The organism is Neptunitalea chrysea (assembly GCF_027924145.1).
In the GTDB taxonomy this organism is placed as follows: Bacteria; Bacteroidota; Bacteroidia; order Flavobacteriales; family Flavobacteriaceae; genus Neptunitalea; species Neptunitalea chrysea.
The window spans coordinates 1-24,427 of record NZ_BRVP01000005.1; the positions used below are offsets into that span (position 1 = coordinate 1).

Consider the following 24,427-nt stretch of genomic DNA (forward strand, 5'->3'; position numbering starts at 1 on the left):
TGCTAACAAATAGGGTTGGCAAACTAGCTTCTTACCAATTTACCCAATGAATCTATTAATTGTTGATTATCCTCCAATGCTATCTTTGCTACTGATTAATATTCACTAATCCAGTCATCAATCTTTACAAAGATATAAAAACTACCCTACAATTAAGTAAGATAAAATCATTCAACTCAAAAACAAAGGTTATTATTATTTAGAGTCTTTAATGCTGTTCAGACCTTTATATTGTTTAGTATCGGTTCGATTTTAGTTTTAGAGACGATGGTTTTAATATATTCCAATTTTTGATTTCTATGCGTAGAGTAAAGTAATTCACAACTGTTTGAATCAGTATTAGCGGAGTAAAGGCTTCTGAATCTTAGAATAAAACTATAATTCTTAAGGTTACAATTTAAAAGCTGTCAGAAATTTTGGAATTTAATATGATTAAATATGGATAATGGCCATTTCCTTTGTATCAAAACAAACCATTTCACGTCATAAAAAACCACTTTTTGTTTAACCATTGTTTAACCAAGTGGCACAAAAAAAGGCCTTTGATTTCTCAAAAGCCTTGGTTTATCTTGTAGCGAAGACGGGAGTTGAACCCGTGACCTCAGGGTTATGAATCCTGCGCTCTAACCAACTGAGCTACCTCGCCATATGTTGTGCATCTCTCAATGCGGGTGCAAATATATAACTTAATTTAAATACTCCAAATACTAATTGAAAAAATAATTATTTCTCTTTTTATTTTGATTTTTTAATTAAATACCTATATTGTCGTTCTGATATAATTTTTACAATTAACGAGCATTTCTATGGAAGAAAAAATAAAGTATGAGTTAGAATTTGTGGTTCAATCATCACCATCTTTGTTATATCAATATATTTCAACACCTTCAGGCCTTTCAGAATGGTTTGCAGATAATGTAAATTCGAGAGGTGAGTTATTCACTTTTATTTGGGATGGAGCAGAGGAAGAAGCAAAATTGGTTAAAAAGAAAAATGGCGAATTAGTAAAATTTCATTGGGCAGCTAACGATGATATATCGTTTTTTGAAATGAAGATTGTTGTTGATGAAATTACAAAAGATGTATCACTTTTAATTACTGACTTTGCAGATGAAGATGAAGTGGATGAGGCTAAAATGTTGTGGGAAAATCAGATATCTGATTTAAAACAAGTTTTGGGTTCTGCCTAATTCTTCTAAAAATATAGAATTAAGTATCTTTGCCCTGAAATTTTCAGGGCTTTTTTTATGATTAATTATAACGGTACAATACAACCTACAGATAACAAGCAACTTACCTTTAATAATAGAGGTTTTAAGTATGGTGATGCACTTTTTGAAACCATTAGAGTGATTGATGGAAAGGTAATTTTTGGAGAGGAACACTATTTGAGGTTAATGGCATCTATGCGTATTATGCGTATGGAAATACCTATGGAATATACACTTGAATTTTTTGAAAGTGAAATTCTTAGACTTGTTAACGCAACCGGAATGAAAGGAAAGCCTGTTAAGGTTAGGTTTAATGTTTTTAGAAACGATGGAGGGTTGTACACACCTGTAAATAATGATGTTACGTTTTATATACAGGCTACTCCGCTAAAAAATGCCTTTTATATTATTACAGATGATGTTTATGGGGTAGATATTTTTAAAGATTTTTACCAGGCGCCGGGTTTATTGTCTTCACTTAAAACAACCAATAAAGCTTTGCAAATTATAGGGGGTGTGTATGCAAAGGAAAATGATTTACAGAATTGTTTGGTATTAAACACTAATAAAAGTGTAATAGAGGCGTTAAACGGAAATTTATTTTTAGTAAAAGGGACTACTATTAAAACACCTCCCATTGCAGATGGTTGTTTAAATGGGATAGTAAGAAAACAGGTTTTAAAACTACTTCAGAAACTTGAAGGGTATACCGTAGAGGAAGTATCTATTTCTCCGTTTGAATTACAAAAGGCAGATGAATTGTTTATTACGAATTCGGTTATTGGTATTCAACCCATAAAAAAATATCGCAAAAAAGAATTTACAACTACTTTTGCAAAAGGGTTGATAGGTAAGCTAAACGCTGTTGCACGTTTAGGGTAGCTTAGAGGTATTATATACAATCTAAAAAATTAATTAAAACTAGGGTTTTCTGGGGCGTTTGCCCATAAAAGGTAATCTCCTCCCAACTCTTGTATTTTCTCTTTCCAGAAGGTACGAGATGGTTTTCTAATAACATTACTGCTATAGGTGTTTTTGGCAATAACCCATGAGTTGGCATTAAGTTCGTCTATTAGCTGTTCCGCTTCCCACCCTGAATAACCTAAAAAGAATTTAATATCAGATTCTCTTATTTTGCTGTCATTAATAAGATGAATAATGCTTTCAAAATCGCCACCCCAATAAATACCTGAAGCTATTTCTATACTGTTAGGTATCATTTCAGGAATCTTATGTATAAAATAAAGGTTTTCTTGTTCTACCGGTCCTCCATTATATACCTTAAAGGTTTTATGAATTTCAGGAACAAGTTCATTTAATTTAAAGTCTAACGGTTTATTTAAAATAAATCCTACCGAACCAATTGTGTTATGATCTGCTAATAAGATCACCGACCTATTAAAGGAAATGTCACCAATAATGGAAGGCTCGGCAATAAGTAAAAGTCCTTTCTGGGGTTTTAGAGCTTCCATACGCAATAACTTTTAATTAAACTTAAAATATTTTATTTAGAATAACAAATAAAGCATACAATAAAAAAAGCACCTTACTTTAAGGTGCTTTGGTATATGATATATCGTAAGGATATTAATTAATAGCGTCGCTTAATTCTGCACCTGCTTTAAATTTAACAACTTTTTTAGCGGCAATTTGAATTGTAGCTCCAGTTTGTGGATTTCTTCCTTCTCTTGCTGCTCTTTCAGATACAGACCATGATCCAAAACCTACTAAAGAGATTTTACCACCTTCTTTTAAAGTTTTTTCAACATTTCCTAAAAATGATTCTAAAGATTTTTTAGCTGCTGCTTTTGTTATACCAGCATCTGCTGCCATTGCATCAATTAATTCTGTCTTGTTCATAAGTTTAAATTTAAATTATAATTTGGGTTCACTAATTTTTGTAAAACCATAACAAATTTATACGGATTTCGTTATTACACAAGTATTTCAAGGTTAAATCGGTATATTTGTTAATAACTTAACACCATTGTTAATAAACGCGCTTTTATCTTAAGGCTTTTTTAATATTGCCAGTGTTTACAAGGGTTAATCCATTAACGCGTTGGGTGCAAAGTTAAAGCCATTTAAAACGGCACTAATATGCATTCGTTTTTTTGCTGGCATTTGTATTTCGTTTAATTTTATGTATCCATCTTGTACAGCTACTTTTACACTTTTTTTGGAAACTACTAAAGTTCCTGGTTTTTCTGCTACCGAAACAATTTCTTTGCTTACATCATAAACTTTTATGTTATATGATTCTCCTTCTTGTTGTAATAGTGTCCATGCTGTAGGATACGGACTCATACCTCTAATAAAGTTATAAACGTTTTTAACGGTATCATCCCAATTTATTTTACAAGTGTTTTTATGTATTTTAAAAGCATCTTTTGTAATTTGATTATCATCTTGTAACGTAGTACTAATAGTGTCTGTTTTTATTTGTGCTACGGTTTTCACTACTAAATTTGCACCAACATGCATTAGTTTATCATGCAGTGTTCCGGCGGTATCTTTTTCATCAATAGCTACTTCTTCTTGTAAAATCATTGCACCGGTGTCAATTTTTTCGTCAATGAAAAAAGTAGTTACTCCGGTTTTTTCTTCGCCATTTATAATAGCCCAGTTAATTGGTGCTGCTCCACGGTAGTTTGGTAATAAAGAGGCATGTAAATTAAAAGTTCCGTATTCTGGTAATTGCCATACCACTTTAGGTAACATTCTAAAGGCAACCACTATTTGTAAGTTGACCTTTAAAGCTATTAATTCTTTAGTAAAGTCCTCGTCTTTTAAGTTGGTAGGCTGTAATATATTCAGGTTTTTTTCTAGAGCGTATTGTTTCACAGCCGAATATTGTAGTTTTCTACCTCTACCGGCTGGTTTGTCTGGTGCAGTAATAACACCTACTATGTTATAGTTTTCTTCAACTAATTTATCTAAAATGGTAACCGCAAATTCTGGTGTACCCATAAAAACTATTCGCAAGTCTCTCATATTATAATAGGTCAAATTCGTTTTTGGTATTTATATTAATGATCTCGTCTTCCATCATTTTTTTTAATGTATTCAAGATGTGTTTTTCAGTAAATTGTAAAGTACTGTATAATTTTTGTGATGTAGCCGGAGCTTGATTTAATATATGTATAATATCTTGTTTTACCTTTTCGTATGTAGGTTCAGATAGTTTTAGTTTATCTGCAATACATACCGAACATATTTTACACTCCTCGGTATCGGTTTCTCCAAAATAGGCTAAGAGTTGTTGGCTTTTGCAAACTGAATCGTTATTAATAAACGAGATTAGAGACAATACTTGCTTTTTTATATGTGTATTCTGTTGTACAATTTGTTTGGCTATTGTATTAATTGTTTGATTGTCTTCTCGTGGTGTTAAAAATGTAATTTCAGTATCGGCCTTGGTACTATTGTATGTTATAATATCATTTTTTTGCAATTGATTAAGCAACTCTATAATAGTAGTTTCTTTAGTACCACATTTAGTAGCAATAAGTGACGGATTAATGTTGGTTTCATAATTAAAGACACCTCCATAGGTTCTTAAAATTACGTCCATAGGCTGTTTTACATACGAATATTTGGCTACATAATTTTCAAAAGTAGCTTGGGAAGTATGAATATGTATAAGGTGCTTTTCAAAGAAATTTTCACTTAGTGATATAATAGAAAACCGATCGAGCATTTGTAGTGCCAAATAGGTTACCGATTGTGAAAGTTTATAGCTATTACAAAATTCATTAAAATTAAAGGAACAGGTTTCACCTGAACCTTCACCAAAAGGAATTTGAAAATAATTGGTTAGTTTTCGGTAAATGAATTTTATAATATCAACATTTGGTAATACATCTATATACTGATTAATGGCCTTGTATTCTTCTGCTTTATTTTTAAACAAAATAGCAAACGACTTTTTACCATCTCTACCAGCTCTACCAGCTTCTTGAAAGTAACTTTCAATGCAATCTGGATAACTAAGATGAATTACAGTACGTACATCAGGTTTATCAATCCCCATTCCAAAGGCATTGGTAGCTACCATTACCTGTATTTCATTAGAAAGCCACTGGTTTAGTCTAACCACTTTTTCATTAGCGGTAAGTCCACCATGAAAGTAAGTAGCCTTGAAATTTTCTTTTTCAAGAAATGTACTTACTTCTTGTGTGGCTCTTCTGTTTCTAACATATATAATAGAAGTACCTGTATTTTTTCTTAAAATTTGAACTAATTTAAAATTCGGATTTTCCTCTTTTAGCGTCATGTAGGCTACGTTAGGTCTCGCAAAAGAGCTTTTAAATAACGTTGCGTTTTGAATACTTAGATTCTCCTGAATATCTTCTAAAACCTGTTTGGTGGCGGTGGCGGTAAGCGCTATTAACGGACAGGTAGGAAATAACTCTTTTAAAATTTTACAATTTCTATATGCTGGTCTAAAATTATTACCCCACTGACTAATACAATGAGCTTCGTCAATAGCTATCATAGAAACATCCATTCGTTTTATGCGTTCTATAACGAGTTCTTGCTGAAGACGCTCAGGAGAGAGATACAAAAATTTATAATTACCGTAAATAGCATTATCCAGAGTAGCATCTAAATCAGCTTTAGATAATCCACCTGTAATAGCCAGCGCTCTTATATTTTTTTCGGTAAGCTTTTGCATCTGTTCCTTCATTAAGGCTACTAGCGGAGATACCACAATGCAAATACCGTCCTTAACCATTGCAGGTACCTGAAAGCAAATAGTTTTACCACCTCCTGTTGGTAACAAAGCAATAGTGTCTTTGTTGTTTAAAACAGAGGTAACAATATTTTCTTGTAGGCTTCGGAAATCGTTAAATTTCCAATAATGCTTTAATATCTCCTTTGGTGTTGGCATTAATTAACTGTTATTAAGAGTACTTAGTATAAAATCGGCTCTTTCTTCAATAGTACCAAAAGGCACCTCAATTAAGTTGTAACCGTACTTTTTGTAGGTGGTTTTAAGATTTTCAAAAATTAAAATAGCCTGCTCATAGTTCTCATAACGTTCGTTATCAGAAATGTAAATTTCTTTCCAGGGGGGTAAAATAAATATAGTGTCGTAAATATACTGTTCACATGCATTTACAAAGATAGGAGGATAGGTGTTATTAATAAAATCCATATAAGCCACAACATCATGTATCCCTCTATCAAAAAAAAGATATGGAGTATCTAAATGAATTGTTTTGTATTGTACTATTCTACCATGCAAAAGGCGTTCGCTAAACAAGATAGGGTCTTTTAAAAATAGTTGATCTATCCCTTCACGTTTGGCTTCAAGAATAATTTCTCGGGATATTTCAGGTAAACAATGATGTTTCCTTTTTAACAGTTCGTTAATTATAGAAGTTTTTCCTGAACCTGGTCCGCCGGTAATTACAATTTTTTTTGAACTCATACATACTGTAAACAGGTTGTAAAAGTACTTATTTACCAGTATTAGCACAACCCCTAAATTTAAAAGAAGAAATTAATAGGAAAGATTGAGTATCTTTGCACTATTAATAAAAGAATATGAGTACTGAAAAAGAAGAAGAATTTTATAGTAGATTAAAAGAAGAATTGGGTAACACTTCTTTATGGCCATCAGAATATTTGTATAAATTTATTATACCTAGCGATGCTGAAAAAATGGCTTATATAGAAGGTTTATTTAATGGTAAAAATGCAGATATAAAAACAAAAGAATCTGCTACCGGTAAATTTTGTAGTATTTCAATAAAATTGAAATTGAAAAATCCGGATGAAGTTATTTACTATTATAAAGAAGTTGGAAAAATAGAAGGAGTAATAGCATTATAACTAAATGTTTTTTATTATTTTGCAAATAAATATATTGATTCTTTAATAAATTGAGATTTTGATAGACGCTATTGAATATAATACTGAAAGAGAAAAACTAATTATACCAGAATATGGAAGACATATTCAGAAAATGGTTAATTATTGCAAATCTATAGCTGATAGGGCAGAGAGAAATAAGGTTGCACAATCAATTATAGGAGTAATGGGAAATTTAAATCCGCACTTAAGAGATGTGCCAGATTTTCAGCATAAATTATGGGATCAGCTATTTATTATGGCCGATTTTGATTTAGATGTAGATTCACCATATCCTACTCCTTCAAGAGAATTATATGCGCAGCGTCCAGAACCTTTAAATTATCCGCAGAACTATCCAAAGTATCGTTTCTATGGAAATAATATTAAACGTATGATTGATGTTTGTAACAGCTGGGAAGAAGGCGACCTAAAACAAGCATTGAAGTTTAGTATTGCTAACCACATGAAAAAAAGTTATTTGAACTGGAATAAAGATGTGGTAGAAGATGAAGCGATCTTTAAACATCTTTATGAGCTTAGCGATGGGAAAATAAATTTGGCTAGATTTGAAGAAGATCTTTCTTCTAGCTCAGACCTTTTACGTAGTAAACAAAAACAACGTACAAATAACAAAAATAACAATAGAAATAAAGGAAAAGGTTATATTAAAAAACGTTATTAATTACCTGAATTTTAATGGGAACTTTTAAGATAGAGGGAGGCCACAAGCTTCAAGGGGAAATTACACCTCAAGGAGCAAAAAATGAGGCTTTACAGATATTATGTGCTGTTTTGTTAACAGACGAAAAAATTACAATTCACAATATTCCAGATATTGTTGATGTAAATAAATTAATTAATCTTTTAGAAAACCTAGGAGTTAAAATCCAGAAAAAGGGCAAGGGAAGTTATATTTTCCAGGCAGATGATGTAGATTTAAATTATTTACATTCAGAGCAGTTTAAGGAAGAAGGAAGAGGACTTCGTGGTTCTATTATGTTGGTAGGCCCTTTATTAGGTCGTTTTGGTAAGGGCTATATTCCTAAACCAGGGGGAGATAAAATAGGTAGAAGACGTTTAGATACGCATTTTGAAGGTTTTATAAAACTAGGGGCAACATTTAGATATAATAAGGAAGAGCATTTTTACGGTGTAGAAGCTGAAAAACTAACAGGTGCTAATATGTTACTTGACGAGGCTTCTGTAACGGGTACCGCTAATATTATTATGGCTGCTGTTTTAGCAGAAGGAGTTACTACCATTTATAATGCGGCTTGCGAACCCTATCTGCAACAGTTGTGTACTATGTTGAATTCGATGGGAGCAAATATTACAGGTGTTAGTTCCAATTTATTAACCATTACAGGGGTTGATAAGTTAGGTGGATGTGAGCACACTATGTTACCCGACATGATTGAAATTGGTAGCTGGATTGGTTTGGCGGCTATGACAAAGAGTGAGTTAACCATTAAAAATGTGAACTGGGATATGTTAGGGTTGATACCTAATGTATTTAGAAAATTAGGGATTACTGTAGAAAAGAAAGGTGACGATATTTTTATACCTGCTCATGTTGATGGATACGAAATTCAGAATTTTATAGATGGTTCTATTTTAACTATATCTGATGCACCATGGCCAGGATTTACCCCAGATTTATTAAGTATTATTCTGGTAGTTGCCACTCAGGCTAGAGGCGAGGTATTGATACATCAGAAAATGTTTGAGAGTAGATTATTCTTTGTGGATAAACTAATTGATATGGGAGCTAAGATTATTTTATGTGATCCGCACCGTGCAACAGTTATAGGACATGATTTTAAATCTACTTTAAAGGCAACAACTATGACTTCACCTGATATTAGAGCAGGGGTGTCTTTATTAATTGCAGCGCTTTCTGCTAAGGGTACTTCTACCATACATAATATTGAGCAAATAGATAGAGGGTACGAGTTTATTGATACACGTTTAAGAGCAATTGGTGCTAGAATTGTTAGAGTAAGTTAATCTTTAAAAATTTTAGTTTACTTTTAAGTAATAATCTAAAATCAAGAATAGGATATCGTTATATGACAAAAAAGTATATTATAGGAGTTATAATTTCGGTAGTAGTACTTACCTGTAACCAAGTATTTATACAATATTGGTTACAGAAAAAGAAGGAAGATGCTGAAATTATTAATATTGCTGGTAGACAACGTATGTTAAGTCAGCGTATTAATCTTGAGCTTTATAAAATACACAATGATCATACAAATACCGAAACACTTGAGAAATTAGAGAAGCAATGGCTAGATGCCCATGAAATGCTACTTCATGGAAATGAAAGTCTTAATTTTACGGGGGTAGAGGATACAAAATCATTAGCATTATTAAATGGCCTAACTTCTAGAATGAAGAGTATCGCTAATGATATTTCTAAAGAGAGGTATTTAAGTGAGACTTCACTTAAAGATTTATCTGTTAAATTAGATTTGTTTTTAGTTGAAATGGATATTACGGTAAAGGCCTTAGAAAATAGTGCTAATAGAAAATTAACTTTCATAATTATAACTGAGATTATTTTAGCACTTATTTCAATAGGAGTAATTGTTGCAGAGGTTCTTTTAATTTATAAGCCTATAAGTAAACGATTAGAAGAACAAGTGTTAGAAATTCAAAAATCAGAAGTAGAGCTTAAGTTAAAAAATACAAAACTTGAAAAAATTGCTCAGATACAATCGCATAAATTAAGGAAACCACTTGCCAATATTTTAGGTTTAGTGCATCTTATTGAGTTTGATGATAGAGAAGAATTGAATGATCTTTATTTGGAAAAACTTAAGCATTGTGCTGAAGAGTTAGATGAAACAATATCTTCAATAGTAAACCAAACTAAAACGGTAGATAAAACAGTAAACAAGGAAGATGCTTTATAAATAAGTTATTTTTACCATAACTCTACGATTGGCGGCTTTATCTTCCTCCGTTTTTTCAGGATATACTTTGGGTTTTTTAAACCCATAACCTATGTACGAAAGTCTACTTTCTCTTATACCTCTTACTACAAGATAATTAAATACAGCATTTGCTCTATCTTTAGATAGTTTCATTTGCTTTTGCTTAAAGGTTTCTCTGTAATAAGTATATACATCTCCACAGCATACATGTCCTTCAATTCTTATTTGCACACTTTTATGGTTTTTAAGTTCCTGTACTAATGTATCTAATATTTTCTGAGATTCTTCTTCAAGATTTGTGGTGTTCAAAACAAAGTGCAAATTTTTCAATTCAATAGAGTCTCCGGGCTTAACATTAGTAAAAGGTTTCCCCATAAATTCATTAGGGTTAAGTGGTATGTATCCTGTTTTTTCTGCAAACATAATCACAACATCAACACGTCTGCTTTCAAGATCTCCCTTTTTGGCATTGTGTTGTACTAAGGTTTCTTTTGAAACCAGCTCTCCGTGTGCAGAAGTATTAATGCTATTTATAAGTTGCGGATAGTTTTGTTTAATGAAGTCTTTAATAATATCAGCACGCTTTTTGGCTAATTTCATATTATAGTCTTCAGAAGCCACATAATCCGTATATCCTGTAATATTGAAATAGTAATTATTACCATTGTTAAGCGTATCAAGTGTTTTAGATAATAATTGTTTTTGTTCTTTGGTTAGCGTATGTACATCCATACCATAAAATAATTGAACAAGTTTATTTTGTGAATACACAAAAACACTTAGGAAAAGAAAGAATAAACACAAGAGGTTAGATTTCATACTTGTTTATTTTTTCTAAAAATACAAAAATCATTCACTATTTAAAGCCTCCTTGTAAGTATTTAAGCATCTGTTTCTTGCAAACGAATGCTCCACTATAGGATTTGGATATTTAGAGGTTCCGAATTCAGGAATCCATTTTTTTACATATTTATGATGTTTATCAAATTTGTCTAATTGTGTTTTCGGATTAAATATTCTAAAGTAAGGAGCTGCATCTACCCCAGAACCAGCAACCCATTGCCAATTACCAATGTTACTAGCCATTTCGTAGTCTAACAATTTTTCGGCGAAATAAGTTTCACCCCATTTCCAGTCAATAAGTAAATGTTTGCATAGAAAGCTACCTACTACCATACGTACTCTATTATGCATATATCCGGTTTTGTTTAGTTCTCTCATACCAGCATCTACCATTGGGTAACCTGTTTTTCCTTCTTTCCAAAGTTCAAATTCAGATTCATCGTTTCGCCATTGTATGGCATCGTAAGCAGGTTTAAAGCTTTTGGTAATGGAATGAGGAAAATGCCATAATATTTGCATGAAAAACTCTCTCCAAATGAGTTCATTTAAAAAGGTTTCATTACCCGATTGTTTGGCAGTTTTCACCATTTCTCTAGTACTTACTGTGCCAAAACGTAGATGTGGACTTAGATTAGATGTACTCTCTTTACCAGGAAAATTTCGTGTTTTTTCATAATTATTTATAAGTGATATAGAAGTATTAAATGGCTTTACTTTTATTTTTGAATGGGTAAAATCAATGTCGGACAAGGAAACGTTGGGGAGTGAAGAGTGCTGGTACATATTATCTAATACCTTGTCAGAAGGAAATTTATTAATCATTTCAGGAGTAAATATTTCTTTCCATTTTTTCATATATGGTGTATAAACCAAATACGGATTTCCATCTGATTTTACGATCTCATTTTTTTCAAATATTACCTGATCTTTAAAAGTATACAATGTGCAGTCTTTAGATTTTAAAAAGACTGCAATCTCTTTATCCCTTTGTAGTGCATAGGGTTCATAATCGTGATTGGTATAAACCTCTTTAATCGTATATTTTGAAAGTAACTTTTTAAATACATTCTCAGGAGTATCATAATATATTGCAATAGAGCTATTATGTTTGTTTTGTAGTTCCGACCGTAAACTTTGTAATTGATCAAAGATAAAAGTTACTCTTGCATCATCTTTCTGTAAAGAAGCTAGAATTTCTTTGTCGAATATGAATATAGGGAACACCTTATAACCGCTTTTTAAAGCATTATAAAGCCCTTTATTATCATACAAGCGTAAATCTCTTCTAAACCAAAAAATGACCCGCGGCTGCTCTTTCATTTTAAAAAGAATTGAATTGTAAAGTCGTAGGAATGTGCTCTAATTTGCCGAAAATAGAAGCTAATTTATCAGCTCTATAATGAAATATTTCTTTGAGTTTAGGAAGTACCATTATAGGGTGTGCCATTTGCCCTAGTATACCGCCAGGTAATTTATAGTCTACCACATCTCTCATGATGATGCCGCCATCTGTAACCTCTAAAAAATGTTTGTGATGCCAAAGCTGATAAGGACCAAAACGTTGTTCATCAACAAAATACTCTTTGTCTTGTACATGAGTGATTTCTGTAACCCACTTGGTTTTAATGTTGGCTACGGGCGTAACAATATATTGAATAATTTGACCTTGGAACATTTTATCCTCAGTACCTGAGAGTATATTAAATCCCATATAGTCAGGGGTAATAGTTTTTAAATTTTCTGGTGCACATAAAAATTCCCATGCTTCTTCTAACGATATGGGTAAACCTTGAACTGATTTTAATTGATACATCTTCATGAAATTAAAGATACAATAATTTTGTTTAATAGATTTTAAAAAATATTAAACAAAATAGAATACGTTTATTTTAAGTAAATATTAACATCTACGATAATGTCTTTGTTTAATTTTAGGCTTAATCAAAAACTAATTAAAATGAAGAATATTACACTTGCCATTATTTGTGCATTTGTTGGGTTTATGAGTTATGCTCAAATAAAAACACCACAAGCTAGCCCAGGAGCTAAAATTGAACAAACAATTGGTTTAACAGAAGTTACTGTTACCTATTCAAGACCTTCTATGAAAGGACGTGAGATTTTTGGAGACTTAGTTCCTTATGATAAAATTTGGAGAACGGGTGCCAATGCCAATACAGTAATTACATTTAGTGAAAATGTATTTTTTGGTAACACCGAAGTAGAAAAAGGTTCATACGCTATCTATACGAAACCGGGGAAAAAGAGTTGGGAAATGTATTTATATGCTGATACTAACAATTGGGGTGCTCCTAGAGATTTTGATATGGAAAAAGTGGTAGCAAAGGCTACGGCAGAAGTAATGGAAGTACCTTTTCAGGTAGAAACATTTACTATTGACTTTAATAATTTAAGAAACAGTGGTGCAGATTTAGAAATGATTTGGTCTAATGTATATGTCGCATTTCCTATTAAAACTATGACTAAAGAGCAAACAGTAAATAATATTAAAAAGGTAATGAGCGGACCATCTTCTCGTGATTATTATAGTGCTGCTGTTTTTTATTACACTGAGAATATGGAAATGAAAAAGGCTGTAGAAATGATTGACAAAGCAATTGAAATGGAAGGTGATAAGGCGGCATTTTATATGTATCGTCAGCAGTCATTAATTCATGATAAAGCGGGTGATAGAAAAGGAGCTATAAAAGCAGCAAGAATTTCTTTACAGAAATCTAAGGAAGTGGGAAATCAGGATTATGTTAAAATGAATGAAGATACCTTAAGAGAGTGGAAGGCACTATAAGTGATCTTTAATAATAAAATGAAAAAGCTGTTCGAAAGAGCAGCTTTTTCATTTTAAATAATAGGTATGTACCACGTCATATTGCTTAATAAGTGGATTGTATTTTCTTAGGTAGATAGCGTTGCAATCAAAAGAAGTTGGATGAAATTTTAATACTTTCTTACCTTTTTCAATATGTTCAGGATGTAGTCTTCTTCCAATAGTTAAATGCGGATTTACTACATCTCCTTGTAAACTAAGCTTTTGATGAAATAGTCTCATAACGTTTATAATATGATCTTTAGAAGTACTATTTGGGGCAATGTAGAGCGTACCAGTTTTATCAAAACTTTTAATTTCAGCTAAGTGAATTTGAAACGATTTTAAAACGTTACAGACACTTATTATTTGTTCGTGTATATGTTGTAAAGAGTTACTGTTTCCTTCAAACTCTCCAATAGTAAAATGAGCCATCGAATTTTTACTATGATACCATCCTATACAATCAGATAGTCTTAGTTTTAGAGCTCTTACGTGCTTTACAGTGCTATCATCAGGTATAATAGCAATTGAGTACTTATGAATATTCATAACACAATTATTCGTTAACGGTAGTGGTAAAAATACAGTTTAAACGTCCGAAATAAATACACAATTATGAGTATTTATTGTAAAAAGATTACCTTTTTAAACAGCTTCTTTTATATAAAAACCATTTGGTGAATTTGTGTCAAATATGTATATTTAGTAAGCACAAGGTGGGGGCAAGATTATATATCAAAACATTACCAATTTTTAGGAGAGTACTACAAATCAAACATATATATGGATAGATAATAATGTAGAAGATTAACTATGAGAAATTTATTAGTTTACTTGTTGTTCTTGCTTATATTTTTTGGGTGTAGTTATTCAAAAAAAGATTTAGTAGGTATTTATGTTAAAACCCCATCAGTAAATACAAATGATACGCTTTACTTGTATGAAAATAATGAGTACACTCAAAAAATATATTTTAAGACAGTAGAGCTTTTTTGATAATTGTTTTTATAGAAAGAGTTACTCTTCCGTATCGTCATCTACTCTAGTTAACCATTTTTGGTCTATTTGTTTACTAGCTTTAGCACCTAATTTTTTTAGTTTTTCTACTTTGGTAAGCAGATTTCCTCTACCAGTAAGTTTAGTCATGGTTCCGGAGTAACTGTTTTGTACAGTTTGAATTTGTTTTCCTATTTTTTCAAAATCTTCTAGTAGTCCTTTAAACTGGTCGTATAGTCTACCTGCCTGAATTGCAATTTCTAAAGCATTCTTATGTTGCTTTTCGTTTTGCCACATACTATCTATGGTACGCAATGTTGCTAATAGGGTAGAAGGAGTAACAATTACAATGTTTTTTTCAAAAGCCCAAGAATATAAATTGGTGTCTACCTGTGAGGCAGCAGCAAAGGCTGGTTCTAACGGAATAAATAAGAGTACAAAATCAGGACTTTCTATTTTATATAAATCTTGATAGTTTTTAGCGCTTAATTGCTCAACATGTTTCTTAACAGAAAATAAGTGCTCTTTTAATAGAGCAGGTTTTAAGGTTTCATCCTCTTCATTTACATAGCGTTCATAGGCTATAAGGGAAACCTTAGAGTCGACAATCATTTTTTTGTTTTCGGGTAAATGAATAATTACATCGGGTAATACGCGTTTACCTTCTTCTGTGGTAAAACTGTTTTGTACAGTATATTCACTACCTTTTTCAAGTCCTGATTTTTCTAGTACACGCTCTAAAACTAATTCGCCCCAGTTTCCTTGCATTTTAGTATCTCCCTTAAGTGCTTTGGTAAGATTGCTGGCTTCCTTAGTTATTTGTTGGTTGAGTTCGCGCAGGCTCTTTAATTGCTCTGTCATAGACGTATGTCTAATTACATTTTCTTTATTTGAGTCGTCAACCTTTTTCTCAAAGAGCTGAATTTTTTCTTGTAACGGACTTAATATGTTTTTAATGTTCTCTTTGTTCTGTTCTGTAAACTTAGAACTCTTTTCTTCTAATATTTTGTTAGCAAGGTTTTCAAACTCCTTAGTAAATTTTTCTTGTAACTTTTCTAATTCTCCTTTTTGTTCTTGAGAACGTTCATGCAAGTGTACATAGTCTGCTTCTTTTTTAGAAAGCTGAATAGCTATTGCTTCTTTTTCCTGACGTAGTTTTTCTGTCTCATTATGGTATATTTCTAATTGCTTTTGAAACTGCTCTTTTTGTTGTAACCATTGCTGTTCAATGGTTTTTTGCTGAGCGGTTAAAGCGTCTAACTTAGATTGTAACCCTTGGGAATTTGCATTGTTTTTAGAAGTTGCAATCGTTTTTCCGATATAGAATCCTATAGCGCCTCCTAGAATTAATGTAATGATAGCAATAATGGTTTCTGACATGAATTATTGAATTTTTTTGAACGGTAAAGATAAAAATAAAAGAGGGAATATAAATTGTGTAATAATGCTATAAACAAAAAAACACCTGTGAATTTCACAAGTGTTTAAATGTTGAATTTTACTCTATAATTGAGATGAAATGCTCAAAGACTTGTCTCTAAATAGCATTAATTGACTAAAGAAAGTTCACCACTTTCTAATGCCTTGTTTAAATCAACCGTAACGGTTTTATAAAATCGGAAGAATTTTTTACCATCTTTTCTAGCAATGGTTACTTCATTATTTTTGCCAACTTCCGTTATTACAATAGGAGTATTATAAACACTCTTATAATTGGCAACGGTGCCTCTTTTTATAAGTGTGTTTAATTTAGGGAAATCAATAGTATGAAATTCATTTCCTTTTGGTGTATTAATTACATACACGTCTCCTTTTTTTGGTTGATGGTTAACTGTAGTGTTGGTCGTAAATGCAGTTGTAGTAACAAAGATGATAGCTGCTACGCAAAGCTTCTTTAACATTGGTTATTATAATTTAAAATTTACGGGCGTAAATTTATAACCCTTAAAAGAACTATGATAGAATAGTTTTTAACAGGTTATTAGTCTTGTAACACTTTTTGAATACTAAGAAAGTTTGTATCATTAAAACAAACTAAATGAACTGTTTGTGTTGCAGTTTTTTAGTTTTTATAACGAAACAGGTAATAGTATTTAATATATCAATACGGGTGCACTATCTACACATTCAACCCCTGCAGGTTCTTGAGGGACATCACAGGTAGAAACCATCTCCCATTTATTATTATAAATGTTCTGAAAGCTATTGTAGTCTTCAACTAAGGCGAAAAATTGATCCGTATTTAAAGTCGTATTGTAGGCTATATACGCAGATGGACCACCACATGCTTTTTCTCCTACAGCTGTATAATCCCATTCAGAGGCATCTGTACACTCCACGCTTTGACCAAACTCAACAATTTTATCAAACTTTTCTTGTAGCTTAATGGTATCTTCTTCAAATGTAAGTTTATAATCTTCCTCGGCACATGCAACAAAAAGTAAGCTAAATATTAAAAACGCAGTGTACGATATAAATTTCATGATAATAAGTTTATCTAGTAGATGTAATAATTTTAAAATAGTTGCTTTAAGAAAGCTCACAAATTTAGTAACTATTTAAAGAAGTTTCCTTATGTTCTTAAAACTAAATTTTCAGTAAGGATTTTAGTAAACTACTTTGGGCTAAGCCTACGAAGTAATTAGTAAGCATTGCATTTCTACTTCGAGACAAGTCTCGGAGCATTTCATCTCAATTATTGAGTAAAACATAAAAGTAAAAAAAGCTCTTATTTCGGGTTTCTGTTGTTATTTTATTTTCAAAGAAATTATCTCGTCATGTGAATATAGAAACGCACTTAAGCGAAGATTATATTTGCGTAGCTAGTATTGTTTGCCATATAAACTAGCCATTTTTTTGTCCTATTAATAAGGTATTTGTATTTCGTACCTTTTTAAAGGTTTGTAGGTTGAAAGAAGCATTAAAAAAAGTTTCCAGCGTTTGGGTTTGTTTTTCGTTATTATCAGTAAGTGCCGCGTTAAAAATAAACCATCCGTTTGTATTAATTGAATTTTTAAGATTGACTAGAAATTCAGATTCGTAGACTAAGTTGGGTACTTCAGTGTCAATAAATAAATCGATGATAATTAAATCGAACGAGTGTTGATGCTGTTTTAAAAACTCAAAGGCATCTGCTTTTATTATGGTAGTGGTATCGCTGTTTGCAATTCCAAATTCTTCTTTGGCTATTGTAATCATTAAAGGATCTATCTCTACAGCAGTAATCGTATTGTTATAGTTGAGTTTTTGTAAGGTTTCAATCACACTTCCTGCTCCTAATCCTAATATAAGAATTGATTCAATCTTATCTAGCGGAATTTTATGTAACCCGAATTTCAATATTTTTTGAAGTGATCCGTAAGAGTAATTTGCATTTTCAGTATCCACCATTTTTTTTCCATTGAATAGGGTAATTTCAATGGTTCCACTAAAATTAGATTGATATTTGTTCGTGGTAACCGGAAATATAAAACTAAGTATTCTAATAAACAGGTTTTTTTTCAAAACTTATTTTGTATTTTGAGTGAGCAAGTAAATTTATAAATAAAAAATTCTTAATTTTACAAACCAAATACTTTTGGAAATATAATTATGAGTCAAAAAGTTCTTCTTTCTTCAAAAGAGATAAATGTAATCCTTCATCGTTTGGCTTGTCAACTTATTGAAAATCATTTAGATTTTAGTGATACTGTACTTGTGGGAATTCAACCGAGAGGTGTTTTTTTAGCAGACAGATTGGCAAAAATGTTGTCGGAGTTTTATGGAATAGATAACATAAAAGTAGGGAATTTAGATATTACTTTTTTTAGAGATGACTTTAGAAGGAGTGATAAACCTTTAGAAGCAAATTCTACTAAGATTAACTTTTTAGTAGATGATAAAAATGTGGTTTTTATAGATGATGTACTCTATACGGGTAGAAGTATTCGATCGGCATTAACTGCTATTCAGTCATTTGGAAGACCAAAAGCAATTGAGTTATTAACGTTAATAGACAGACGTTTTAGCAGACATTTACCTATACAACCTACGTATAGAGGTCGTCAGGTAGATGCAATTAATAAAGAAAAAGTTATTGTACACTGGGAAGAACAAAATGGGGAAGATACAGTGTACCTTGTAAATAGATAATTAATTATACCAGTAAATTTATAGAAAATGAGTGAGTTAAGTGTACCACACTTATTAGGGATAAAGTATATTAACGAAGCAGATATTCAATTGATTTTTGAGACAGCAGATCACTTTAAGGAAATAATTAATCGTCCTATTAAAAAGGTGCCTTCGTTAAGAGATATTACTATTGCCAACTTATTTTTTGAGAATAGTACCCGAACCAGACTATCCTTTGAGTTAGCAGAGAAAAGGTTGTCTGCTGATGTGGTTAATTTTTCGGCGGCACAGTCTTCTGTAAAAAAAGGAGAAACACTTATAGATACCGTTAATAACATCTTATCTATGAAAGTAGATATGGTAGTTATGAGGCACCCAAACCCAGGAGCAGGCGTGTTTTTATCTAAAAATGTAAAAGCAAGTATTGTAAATGCAGGCGATGGGGCTCATGAACATCCTACACAGGCTTTGTTAGATTCGTATTCTATTAGAGAGCGTTTAGGAGATGTAGCAGGAAAAAATGTGGTAATTGTGGGTGATATTTTACATTCTAGGGTAGCACTATCAAATATTTTTGCACTTAAGTTGCAAGGAGCCAACGTAAAAGTGTGTGGCCCAAAAACACTTATCCCAAAATATATAACTTCGTTAGGAGTTGAGGTTGAAACTAATTTACAGAAAGCTATAGAGTGGTGTGATGTGGCTAATATGCTTCGTATTCAGAATGAGCGATTAGATATTAGTTATTTTCCATCTACCAGAGAATATGTGCAACAATATGGTTTAACTAAACCAATGTTAGACAGACTAGACAAAGAAATTGTAATTATGCACCCAGGACCTATTAATCGTGGTGTTGAAATTACAAGTGACGTAGCCGATTCTGAACAGGCAATTATCCTTGATCAGGTTGAAAATGGAGTTGCTGTTAGGATGGCGGTAATTTATTTATTAGCATCTAAAATTAAGTAAGTTATGATTGTAACAAAAAGCAACAATACAAGTATTGTTACTAATGAGAAAATGACCGTAACAGACTTTTTAGCGAAACTAAAGGAGTCTTACAACGAAATCAAAAATGATCATATTATTATTAATTTGTTTTCAATTAATAAAATAGGAACTAGTGATATATTAGAGTTTTTACCATTATCTAATGAGCATAGGGGTAAAAACAAGTCGTTTGTAATAGTAGCTACAGGTATTAAATATGACGAGATACCAGAAGAATTAGAGATTGTACCTACTTTACAAGAAGCTCATGACATTGTTGAAATGGAAGAGATTGAGCGTGATTTAGATTTTGAAGAATAATGAAGGTTACCATTTTAGGTTGTTATAGTGCTACTCCACGAACGTTAAATAATCCAACATCTCAGGTGTTGGAAATTAATAATAGGATATTTCTTATTGATTGTGGTGAGGGTACACAAGTACAGCTTAGAAAACATAAAATTAAGTTTTCTCGTATAAAACATGTGTTTATATCACATTTACATGGAGATCACTTTTTTGGACTTCCGGGTTTGGTGTCAACATTTCAAATGCTAGGACGCGAAACCGAATTACATATTTATGGTCCTAAAGGAATTAAAGAGGCCGTACTTTTGTATTTAAAATTAGGGAATTCATATACCAGTTACCCGCTTATATTTCATGAGCTTACCGGTGCAGAATCTGAGATAATTTTAGATGATGAAAAAGTAACTGTAAGTACTATTCCTCTAAAACATAGAGTGTATACCAATGGCTATTTGTTTAAGGAAAAACCAAAGGAACGTAAGTTAAATATTAATGCAGTTCTTAATTATGAGATAGATAAATGCTATTATCAGAATATTAAGAATGGTAAAGATGTTACCCTTGATGACGGAACGGTTGTTTCCAATGAAGTCTTAACTTTTGATGCTCCTCCTTCTAAAAGCTATGCCTTTTGTAGTGATACTATTTATAAACCAGATATTGTACCTATAATAGAAAAGGTAACCACCTTATATCACGAATCTACCTTTTTAGATAAGCACAAACATTTATGTGCGCATACCAAACATACAACGGCGTATGAGGCAGGGTCAATTGCTAAGGAGGCAAATGTGGCTAATTTAATATTAGGACATTATTCTACACGGTACGATAATATTCACGACTTTAAAAAAGAGGCGCAAACAGTTTTTGAAAATGTTCATCTTGCCGAAGATGGAAAAGTTTTAGAATTTTAATTGTCTCGTAAGAAATAGCTTCTTTTAGTACCTGAATTATTTCATTCAAGAATGGTGTTTGTAAAATCTTCATAAAAATTAGGTAAACACACGTATAACTTCTTTTAAAAGATAACTAGAACTCGTAAATTGCTTATCAAATTTAGAATATGCAAAAAGATTTAGGCGAGTATAGAAAAGTATATCAGAAAAGTGAACTATTGGAAAATGAGGTTCCTGATAATCCTATGCAATTGTTTCAGACTTGGTTTTATGAAGTGGATAACCAAAATACGGTAGATGAAGCAAATGCGATGAGCGTGGCAACCATAGGAGCAGATGGTTTTCCGAAAACACGAGTGGTATTACTTAAAAAGTATACCCATGAGGGGTTTATTTTTTATACAAATTATGATAGTGAAAAGGGACATGCTATAGCACATAATCCGCATGTGTGTTTATCTTTTTTTTGGCCGGGTAGCGAACGTCAAATTATTATAAAAGGAACAGCTGAAAAAGTACCTGGTAATATGTCGGATGGGTACTTTGAATCGCGTCCGCACGGGAGTCAACTAGGGGCATTGGTGTCTCATCAAAGTGCTGTGATAGCTAATAGGTCGGTGTTAGAGAATGAATTGAATGTTTTAGAAGAACAATTTAAAGGGAAAGATGTACCGAGACCACCACATTGGGGTGGTTATTTAGTACGTCCGCAGTCGATGGAGTTTTGGCAGGGTAGACCTAACAGATTACATGACAGACTGCGCTATACATTACAACCCGATTACGAGTGGAAATTAGAGCGTTTAGCTCCTTAAAACTATACCATGAAAAATCTTGTATTTATAAGACATGGGAAATCTTCTTGGGATTATGATTTTGCCGACGATTTAAGGCCATTAAAAAAACGTGGTGTTGAAGACGGAAAATTAATAGGGGAAGAATTGATAACATGGAATTTAAATCCTGATGCTATTTTTTCGAGTCCGGCTAAGAGAGCATACGACACATGTAAGATAATCTCTGAAAAAATTGGTTATGATATAGATAATGTTGAAATTTCGGAGTTATTATATGATTTTGATGGTAAAAGAGTTCTTAACTTTATTATAAATTTAGAAGAGGATTTGGATACAGTAATACTATTTGGGCACAATCATGCTTTTACGGCATTGGTAAACTCGTTAGGTAGTGTAAGTATATCCAATGTGCCAACAACTGGCGTTGTTTGGATTTCTTTTAATACAAATGATTGGCATATAAAACAGACAGGAACAACAGTTAAAACATTATTTCCAAAGCAACTAAAAAACTAAATGGATACTGTAAAAAAACAATACGTTAATAGGGAGCTAAGCTGGCTTCAGTTTAATGCACGAGTACTACAAGAAGCGGCCGATCCAACAGTACCTTTGTTGGATAGGTTGAGGTTTATTGGTATATTTTCTAATAATTTAGATGAATTTTTTAAAGTACGTTATGCTACGGTAAAACGTATAGCTCATTCATCTGAAACAGGAGAGAATGTACTTGGAGGTAGAGCAGCAAAAGATCTTTTAGAAGATATTACCGAAATAGTAATTAAACAACAGTCAGAAAGTTTAGATATTCTTAGTGAAATTGAAAAGCAGTTACGAGAAGAGCATATTTATATTATTGATGAGACTGGAGTTTTAGAAGCTCATAAGGCTTTTATTAAAGATTATTACCTTACGAAAGTAGCACCGGCTTTAGTGACTATCATTTTGAATGAGCTTAATGAGTTTCCCGTTTTAAAAGATAGTGTGGCTTATTTAGCGGTTCGAATGATTTCTAAAAAGGAAGCTCAGGCTTCTGGTATCAAACGTTTTATGAAATCTGTAGCGGTTATAAATGAAAGCAGATATGCTCTTATTGAAGTACCTAGAACTATTGATAGGTTTATTGTGCTACCAAAAATAGGGGATGTTAATTATATTATCATGCTAGATGATTTAATTCGCTATTCTTTAAATTCTATTTTTGGTATTTTTGAGTATGATGAGATTTCTGCGCATATGATTAAGATTACTCGTGATGCTGAACTTGATATAGATAATGACCTTTCTAAGAGTTTTATTGAAAAAATACATAGTAGTGTTAAGGGAAGAAGTAGTAGTGAACCAGTACGTTTTGTGTATGATGAGAAGATAGAAAAAGAAACTCTTAATTATCTGATGAAGAAAATGGGAATAGACGATATGGATAGTGTTATTCCTGGAGGAAAATATCATTTCAGAAAAGATTATATGGGCTTCCCAAGTCTTGGTAGAACCGATTTACAATACAATAGCTATCCACCTTTGCCTATTAAAGGCCTAGATATGGAGGGCAGATTGTTACCAGTTATTGCAAAGAAAGATTACTTGCAATATACTCCGTATCATACTTTTTCTTATATCATACGTTTTTTAAGAGAAGCAGCTTTAGACCCACAGGTAAAAACCATAAAGATTACTATTTATCGTTTGGCGAAATTGTCTCAGGTGGCTAGCTCATTAATTAATGCGGTTAAAAACGGTAAAAAAGTTACTGTTCAGATAGAATTACAAGCACGATTTGATGAGGAGGCTAATATTAAATATGCAGAGCTTTTACAATCTGAAGGGGTAGATTTAAAATTTGGTGTTCCTGGATTGAAAGTACATAGTAAAATTTGTGTTATAGAGCGATTAGAGGAAGGTAATGTAAAGTATTACGGATTTATTAGTACTGGTAACTTTAATGAGTCTACCGCTAAGATATATACCGATTATACCATATTTACATCGCATCAGCCAATATTAAAAGAAGTGAATAAGGTATTTGAGTTTTTTGAAACTAATTACCGTATTCATAAGTACAAACATTTAATTGTTTCTCCGCATTATACTAAGAGTTCTTTCTCTCGATTGATTAAGAATGAGATTAAGAATGCAGAAGCAGGGAAGCCTGCTTTTATAAAGTTAAAGATGAATAGCTTAACTAGCTATAAAATGGTTGATAGGCTGTATGAAGCGAGTAAGGCAGGTGTGAAAATACAAATGATTGTTAGGGGTGTTTGTTGCTTAGTACCTGGAATTGAAGGTTTGAGCGAGAACATTCAGGTAATTAGTATAGTGGATAAATTTTTAGAGCACCCTAGGTTATACATTTTTGGTAATGGGGGCGATCCGGTATATTATATATCATCTGCCGATTGGATGACTCGAAATATTGAAAACAGAGTAGAGGTATCTTGTCCTGTTTATGATGAAGATATTAAAAAAGAACTTATGGATACGTTTGAGATATGCTGGAATGATAATGTAAAAGCCAGACGTATTAATGAACAACAAAATAATAAATATAGAACCAATGATAAGGCTAAAGTACGCTCACAGTTTGCTACTTATGAGTATTATCTTAAGAAGAGTAAGGTTCTGAAATAATTTAAAGAAT

General features: G+C 32.1%; 27 protein-coding genes and 1 tRNA gene. 14 read left to right on the forward strand and 14 right to left on the reverse strand.

Annotation, left to right across the window (positions count from 1 at the left end; all coding sequences use genetic code 11):
- Window positions 1-572: 572 nt before the first annotated feature.
- Window positions 573-646 (reverse strand) — tRNA-Met (locus NBRC110019_RS04355).
- A 160-nt stretch (window positions 647-806) separates the two neighbouring features.
- Here NBRC110019_RS04355 and NBRC110019_RS04360 point away from each other — a divergent pair.
- Together NBRC110019_RS04360 and NBRC110019_RS04365 are read left to right on the forward strand one after the other, a co-directional pair.
- On the forward strand, window positions 807-1,190 hold the full coding sequence (locus NBRC110019_RS04360) for an START-like domain-containing protein (protein ID WP_281752767.1): 384 nt from the start codon (window positions 807-809) through the stop codon (window positions 1,188-1,190).
- Between the two features lie 57 nt (window positions 1,191-1,247).
- The gene (locus tag NBRC110019_RS04365) at window positions 1,248-2,093 is read left to right on the forward strand and encodes an aminotransferase class IV (protein ID WP_281752769.1); all 846 of its coding nucleotides are present in this window, start codon (window positions 1,248-1,250) and stop codon (window positions 2,091-2,093) included.
- Window positions 2,094-2,122: 29 nt separating this feature from the next.
- On the opposite strand, the gene NBRC110019_RS04370 is transcribed toward NBRC110019_RS04365, so the two are convergent.
- The 5 genes from NBRC110019_RS04370 to NBRC110019_RS04390 all read right to left on the reverse strand — a co-directional run bounded on the left by NBRC110019_RS04370 (window position 2,123) and on the right by NBRC110019_RS04390 (window position 6,648).
- Complete coding sequence (locus NBRC110019_RS04370; RefSeq protein ID WP_281752771.1) at window positions 2,123-2,683, reverse strand: YqgE/AlgH family protein; 561 nt, start codon at window positions 2,681-2,683, stop codon at window positions 2,123-2,125.
- A 115-nt stretch (window positions 2,684-2,798) separates the two neighbouring features.
- Complete coding sequence (locus NBRC110019_RS04375) at window positions 2,799-3,071, reverse strand: HU family DNA-binding protein (RefSeq protein ID WP_281752773.1); 273 nt, start codon at window positions 3,069-3,071, stop codon at window positions 2,799-2,801.
- A 186-nt stretch (window positions 3,072-3,257) separates the two neighbouring features.
- A complete protein-coding gene (gene fmt, locus NBRC110019_RS04380) occupies window positions 3,258-4,205 on the reverse strand; it encodes a methionyl-tRNA formyltransferase (protein ID WP_281752776.1) in 948 nt (315 codons plus the stop codon).
- A 1-nt stretch (window position 4,206) separates the two neighbouring features.
- Window positions 4,207-6,105 carry a RecQ family ATP-dependent DNA helicase gene (locus tag NBRC110019_RS04385; RefSeq protein WP_281752778.1) on the reverse strand — a complete coding sequence of 633 codons (1,899 nt, stop codon included), beginning with the start codon at window positions 6,103-6,105 and terminating at the stop codon, window positions 4,207-4,209.
- Between the two features lie 3 nt (window positions 6,106-6,108).
- On the reverse strand, window positions 6,109-6,648 hold the full coding sequence (locus NBRC110019_RS04390; protein ID WP_281752779.1) for an AAA family ATPase: 540 nt from the start codon (window positions 6,646-6,648) through the stop codon (window positions 6,109-6,111).
- Window positions 6,649-6,764: 116 nt separating this feature from the next.
- Here NBRC110019_RS04390 and NBRC110019_RS04395 point away from each other — a divergent pair, with 116 nt between their 5' ends.
- From NBRC110019_RS04395 to NBRC110019_RS04410, 4 genes are all read left to right on the forward strand, one after another.
- Window positions 6,765-7,052: a DUF493 family protein gene (locus NBRC110019_RS04395; protein WP_281752781.1), complete on the forward strand. Its 288-nt coding sequence runs from the start codon at window positions 6,765-6,767 to the stop codon at window positions 7,050-7,052.
- Window positions 7,053-7,110: 58 nt separating this feature from the next.
- Complete coding sequence (locus tag NBRC110019_RS04400) at window positions 7,111-7,755, forward strand: DUF4290 domain-containing protein (protein WP_281752783.1); 645 nt, start codon at window positions 7,111-7,113, stop codon at window positions 7,753-7,755.
- Between the two features lie 14 nt (window positions 7,756-7,769).
- Complete coding sequence (gene murA / locus NBRC110019_RS04405; RefSeq protein ID WP_281752786.1) at window positions 7,770-9,080, forward strand: UDP-N-acetylglucosamine 1-carboxyvinyltransferase; 1,311 nt, start codon at window positions 7,770-7,772, stop codon at window positions 9,078-9,080.
- 62 nt (window positions 9,081-9,142) lie between these two features.
- Entirely contained in the window at window positions 9,143-9,991 is an 849-nt protein-coding gene (locus tag NBRC110019_RS04410) for a type IV pili methyl-accepting chemotaxis transducer N-terminal domain-containing protein (RefSeq protein WP_281752788.1), read from the forward strand.
- Here the strand turns inward: NBRC110019_RS04410 and NBRC110019_RS04415 are convergent.
- Genes NBRC110019_RS04415 through NBRC110019_RS04425 form a run of 3 tightly spaced genes read right to left on the reverse strand, consistent with a single transcriptional unit; the run spans window position 9,986 to window position 12,674 of the window.
- A complete protein-coding gene (locus tag NBRC110019_RS04415) occupies window positions 9,986-10,831 on the reverse strand; it encodes an OmpA family protein (protein ID WP_281752790.1) in 846 nt (281 codons plus the stop codon). The genes NBRC110019_RS04410 and NBRC110019_RS04415 overlap by 6 nt on opposite strands.
- 30 nt (window positions 10,832-10,861) lie before the next feature.
- Window positions 10,862-12,175, reverse strand: coding sequence for a cryptochrome/photolyase family protein (locus NBRC110019_RS04420; RefSeq protein ID WP_281752792.1), 1,314 nt, complete (start codon window positions 12,173-12,175; stop codon window positions 10,862-10,864).
- A gap of 1 nt (window position 12,176) precedes the next feature.
- Window positions 12,177-12,674 carry an SRPBCC family protein gene (locus tag NBRC110019_RS04425; protein ID WP_281752795.1) on the reverse strand — a complete coding sequence of 166 codons (498 nt, stop codon included), beginning with the start codon at window positions 12,672-12,674 and terminating at the stop codon, window positions 12,177-12,179.
- Between the two features lie 138 nt (window positions 12,675-12,812).
- On the opposite strand from NBRC110019_RS04425, the gene NBRC110019_RS04430 reads away from it, so the two are divergent.
- Window positions 12,813-13,661: a DUF2911 domain-containing protein gene (locus NBRC110019_RS04430; RefSeq protein ID WP_281752797.1), complete on the forward strand. Its 849-nt coding sequence runs from the start codon at window positions 12,813-12,815 to the stop codon at window positions 13,659-13,661.
- A 48-nt stretch (window positions 13,662-13,709) separates the two neighbouring features.
- Here the strand turns inward: NBRC110019_RS04430 and NBRC110019_RS04435 are convergent, their stop codons facing one another.
- The 5 genes from NBRC110019_RS04435 to NBRC110019_RS04455 all read right to left on the reverse strand — a co-directional run bounded on the left by NBRC110019_RS04435 (window position 13,710) and on the right by NBRC110019_RS04455 (window position 18,182).
- Entirely contained in the window at window positions 13,710-14,231 is a 522-nt protein-coding gene (locus NBRC110019_RS04435; protein WP_281752799.1) for a 2'-5' RNA ligase family protein, read from the reverse strand.
- Between the two features lie 468 nt (window positions 14,232-14,699).
- Entirely contained in the window at window positions 14,700-16,058 is a 1,359-nt protein-coding gene (locus tag NBRC110019_RS04440; RefSeq protein ID WP_281752801.1) for a DNA recombination protein RmuC, read from the reverse strand.
- Between the two features lie 167 nt (window positions 16,059-16,225).
- The gene (locus tag NBRC110019_RS04445) at window positions 16,226-16,579 is read right to left on the reverse strand and encodes a hypothetical protein (protein WP_281752803.1); all 354 of its coding nucleotides are present in this window, start codon (window positions 16,577-16,579) and stop codon (window positions 16,226-16,228) included.
- Between the two features lie 192 nt (window positions 16,580-16,771).
- Window positions 16,772-17,161, reverse strand: coding sequence for a hypothetical protein (locus NBRC110019_RS04450; protein ID WP_281752804.1), 390 nt, complete (start codon window positions 17,159-17,161; stop codon window positions 16,772-16,774).
- A 361-nt stretch (window positions 17,162-17,522) separates the two neighbouring features.
- The gene (locus NBRC110019_RS04455; protein ID WP_281752806.1) at window positions 17,523-18,182 is read right to left on the reverse strand and encodes a spermidine synthase; all 660 of its coding nucleotides are present in this window, start codon (window positions 18,180-18,182) and stop codon (window positions 17,523-17,525) included.
- A gap of 87 nt (window positions 18,183-18,269) precedes the next feature.
- Here NBRC110019_RS04455 and pyrR point away from each other — a divergent pair, with 87 nt between their 5' ends.
- The 7 genes from pyrR to ppk1 all read left to right on the forward strand — a co-directional run bounded on the left by pyrR (window position 18,270) and on the right by ppk1 (window position 24,417).
- Entirely contained in the window at window positions 18,270-18,809 is a 540-nt protein-coding gene (pyrR, locus tag NBRC110019_RS04460; RefSeq protein WP_281752808.1) for a bifunctional pyr operon transcriptional regulator/uracil phosphoribosyltransferase PyrR, read from the forward strand.
- 27 nt (window positions 18,810-18,836) lie between these two features.
- Window positions 18,837-19,763 (forward strand): aspartate carbamoyltransferase catalytic subunit, encoded by a 927-nt coding sequence (locus tag NBRC110019_RS04465; protein ID WP_281752810.1) that lies wholly within the window; start codon window positions 18,837-18,839, stop codon window positions 19,761-19,763.
- Window positions 19,764-19,766: 3 nt separating this feature from the next.
- Window positions 19,767-20,105, forward strand: a complete 339-nt coding sequence (locus tag NBRC110019_RS04470) for a ribonuclease Z (protein ID WP_281752812.1) — start codon at window positions 19,767-19,769, stop codon at window positions 20,103-20,105.
- Entirely contained in the window at window positions 20,105-21,010 is a 906-nt protein-coding gene (locus tag NBRC110019_RS04475; RefSeq protein ID WP_281752814.1) for a ribonuclease Z, read from the forward strand. Before NBRC110019_RS04470 ends, NBRC110019_RS04475 begins: the two co-directional genes overlap by 1 nt.
- Window positions 21,011-21,159: 149 nt before the next feature.
- Complete coding sequence (gene pdxH / locus NBRC110019_RS04480) at window positions 21,160-21,807, forward strand: pyridoxamine 5'-phosphate oxidase (RefSeq protein WP_281752816.1); 648 nt, start codon at window positions 21,160-21,162, stop codon at window positions 21,805-21,807.
- A gap of 9 nt (window positions 21,808-21,816) precedes the next feature.
- Window positions 21,817-22,305, forward strand: coding sequence for a SixA phosphatase family protein (locus NBRC110019_RS04485; protein ID WP_281752818.1), 489 nt, complete (start codon window positions 21,817-21,819; stop codon window positions 22,303-22,305).
- Window positions 22,306-24,417 carry a polyphosphate kinase 1 gene (gene ppk1, locus NBRC110019_RS04490; RefSeq protein ID WP_281752819.1) on the forward strand — a complete coding sequence of 704 codons (2,112 nt, stop codon included), beginning with the start codon at window positions 22,306-22,308 and terminating at the stop codon, window positions 24,415-24,417.
- Window positions 24,418-24,427 lie beyond the last annotated feature (10 nt).

Bases quoted from the DNA above. Each gene is read 5' to 3' on its own strand.
- NBRC110019_RS04485 (WP_281752818.1), top strand. From the start codon at position 21,817: ATGAAAAATCTTGTATTTATAAGACATGGGAAATCTTCTTGGGATTAT.
- NBRC110019_RS04420 (WP_281752792.1), bottom strand. From the start codon at position 12,175: ATGAAAGAGCAGCCGCGGGTCATTTTTTGGTTTAGAAGAGATTTACGC.
- NBRC110019_RS04410 (WP_281752788.1), top strand. From the start codon at position 9,143: ATGACAAAAAAGTATATTATAGGAGTTATAATTTCGGTAGTAGTACTT.
- NBRC110019_RS04430 (WP_281752797.1), top strand. From the start codon at position 12,813: ATGAAGAATATTACACTTGCCATTATTTGTGCATTTGTTGGGTTTATG.
- NBRC110019_RS04365 (WP_281752769.1), top strand. From the start codon at position 1,248: ATGATTAATTATAACGGTACAATACAACCTACAGATAACAAGCAACTT.
- NBRC110019_RS04465 (WP_281752810.1), top strand. From the start codon at position 18,837: ATGAGTGAGTTAAGTGTACCACACTTATTAGGGATAAAGTATATTAAC.
- NBRC110019_RS04360 (WP_281752767.1), top strand. From the start codon at position 807: ATGGAAGAAAAAATAAAGTATGAGTTAGAATTTGTGGTTCAATCATCA.
- murA (WP_281752786.1), top strand. From the start codon at position 7,770: ATGGGAACTTTTAAGATAGAGGGAGGCCACAAGCTTCAAGGGGAAATT.
- NBRC110019_RS04425 (WP_281752795.1), bottom strand. From the start codon at position 12,674: ATGAAGATGTATCAATTAAAATCAGTTCAAGGTTTACCCATATCGTTA.
- pyrR (WP_281752808.1), top strand. From the start codon at position 18,270: ATGAGTCAAAAAGTTCTTCTTTCTTCAAAAGAGATAAATGTAATCCTT.
- NBRC110019_RS04445 (WP_281752803.1), bottom strand. From the start codon at position 16,579: ATGTTAAAGAAGCTTTGCGTAGCAGCTATCATCTTTGTTACTACAACT.
- NBRC110019_RS04470 (WP_281752812.1), top strand. From the start codon at position 19,767: ATGATTGTAACAAAAAGCAACAATACAAGTATTGTTACTAATGAGAAA.
- ppk1 (WP_281752819.1), top strand. From the start codon at position 22,306: ATGGATACTGTAAAAAAACAATACGTTAATAGGGAGCTAAGCTGGCTT.
- NBRC110019_RS04415 (WP_281752790.1), bottom strand. From the start codon at position 10,831: ATGAAATCTAACCTCTTGTGTTTATTCTTTCTTTTCCTAAGTGTTTTT.
- NBRC110019_RS04475 (WP_281752814.1), top strand. From the start codon at position 20,105: ATGAAGGTTACCATTTTAGGTTGTTATAGTGCTACTCCACGAACGTTA.
- NBRC110019_RS04435 (WP_281752799.1), bottom strand. From the start codon at position 14,231: ATGAATATTCATAAGTACTCAATTGCTATTATACCTGATGATAGCACT.
- NBRC110019_RS04390 (WP_281752779.1), bottom strand. From the start codon at position 6,648: ATGAGTTCAAAAAAAATTGTAATTACCGGCGGACCAGGTTCAGGAAAA.
- fmt (WP_281752776.1), bottom strand. From the start codon at position 4,205: ATGAGAGACTTGCGAATAGTTTTTATGGGTACACCAGAATTTGCGGTT.
- NBRC110019_RS04395 (WP_281752781.1), top strand. From the start codon at position 6,765: ATGAGTACTGAAAAAGAAGAAGAATTTTATAGTAGATTAAAAGAAGAA.
- pdxH (WP_281752816.1), top strand. From the start codon at position 21,160: ATGCAAAAAGATTTAGGCGAGTATAGAAAAGTATATCAGAAAAGTGAA.
- NBRC110019_RS04370 (WP_281752771.1), bottom strand. From the start codon at position 2,683: ATGGAAGCTCTAAAACCCCAGAAAGGACTTTTACTTATTGCCGAGCCT.
- NBRC110019_RS04375 (WP_281752773.1), bottom strand. From the start codon at position 3,071: ATGAACAAGACAGAATTAATTGATGCAATGGCAGCAGATGCTGGTATA.
- NBRC110019_RS04450 (WP_281752804.1), bottom strand. From the start codon at position 17,161: ATGAAATTTATATCGTACACTGCGTTTTTAATATTTAGCTTACTTTTT.
- NBRC110019_RS04385 (WP_281752778.1), bottom strand. From the start codon at position 6,105: ATGCCAACACCAAAGGAGATATTAAAGCATTATTGGAAATTTAACGAT.
- NBRC110019_RS04440 (WP_281752801.1), bottom strand. From the start codon at position 16,058: ATGTCAGAAACCATTATTGCTATCATTACATTAATTCTAGGAGGCGCT.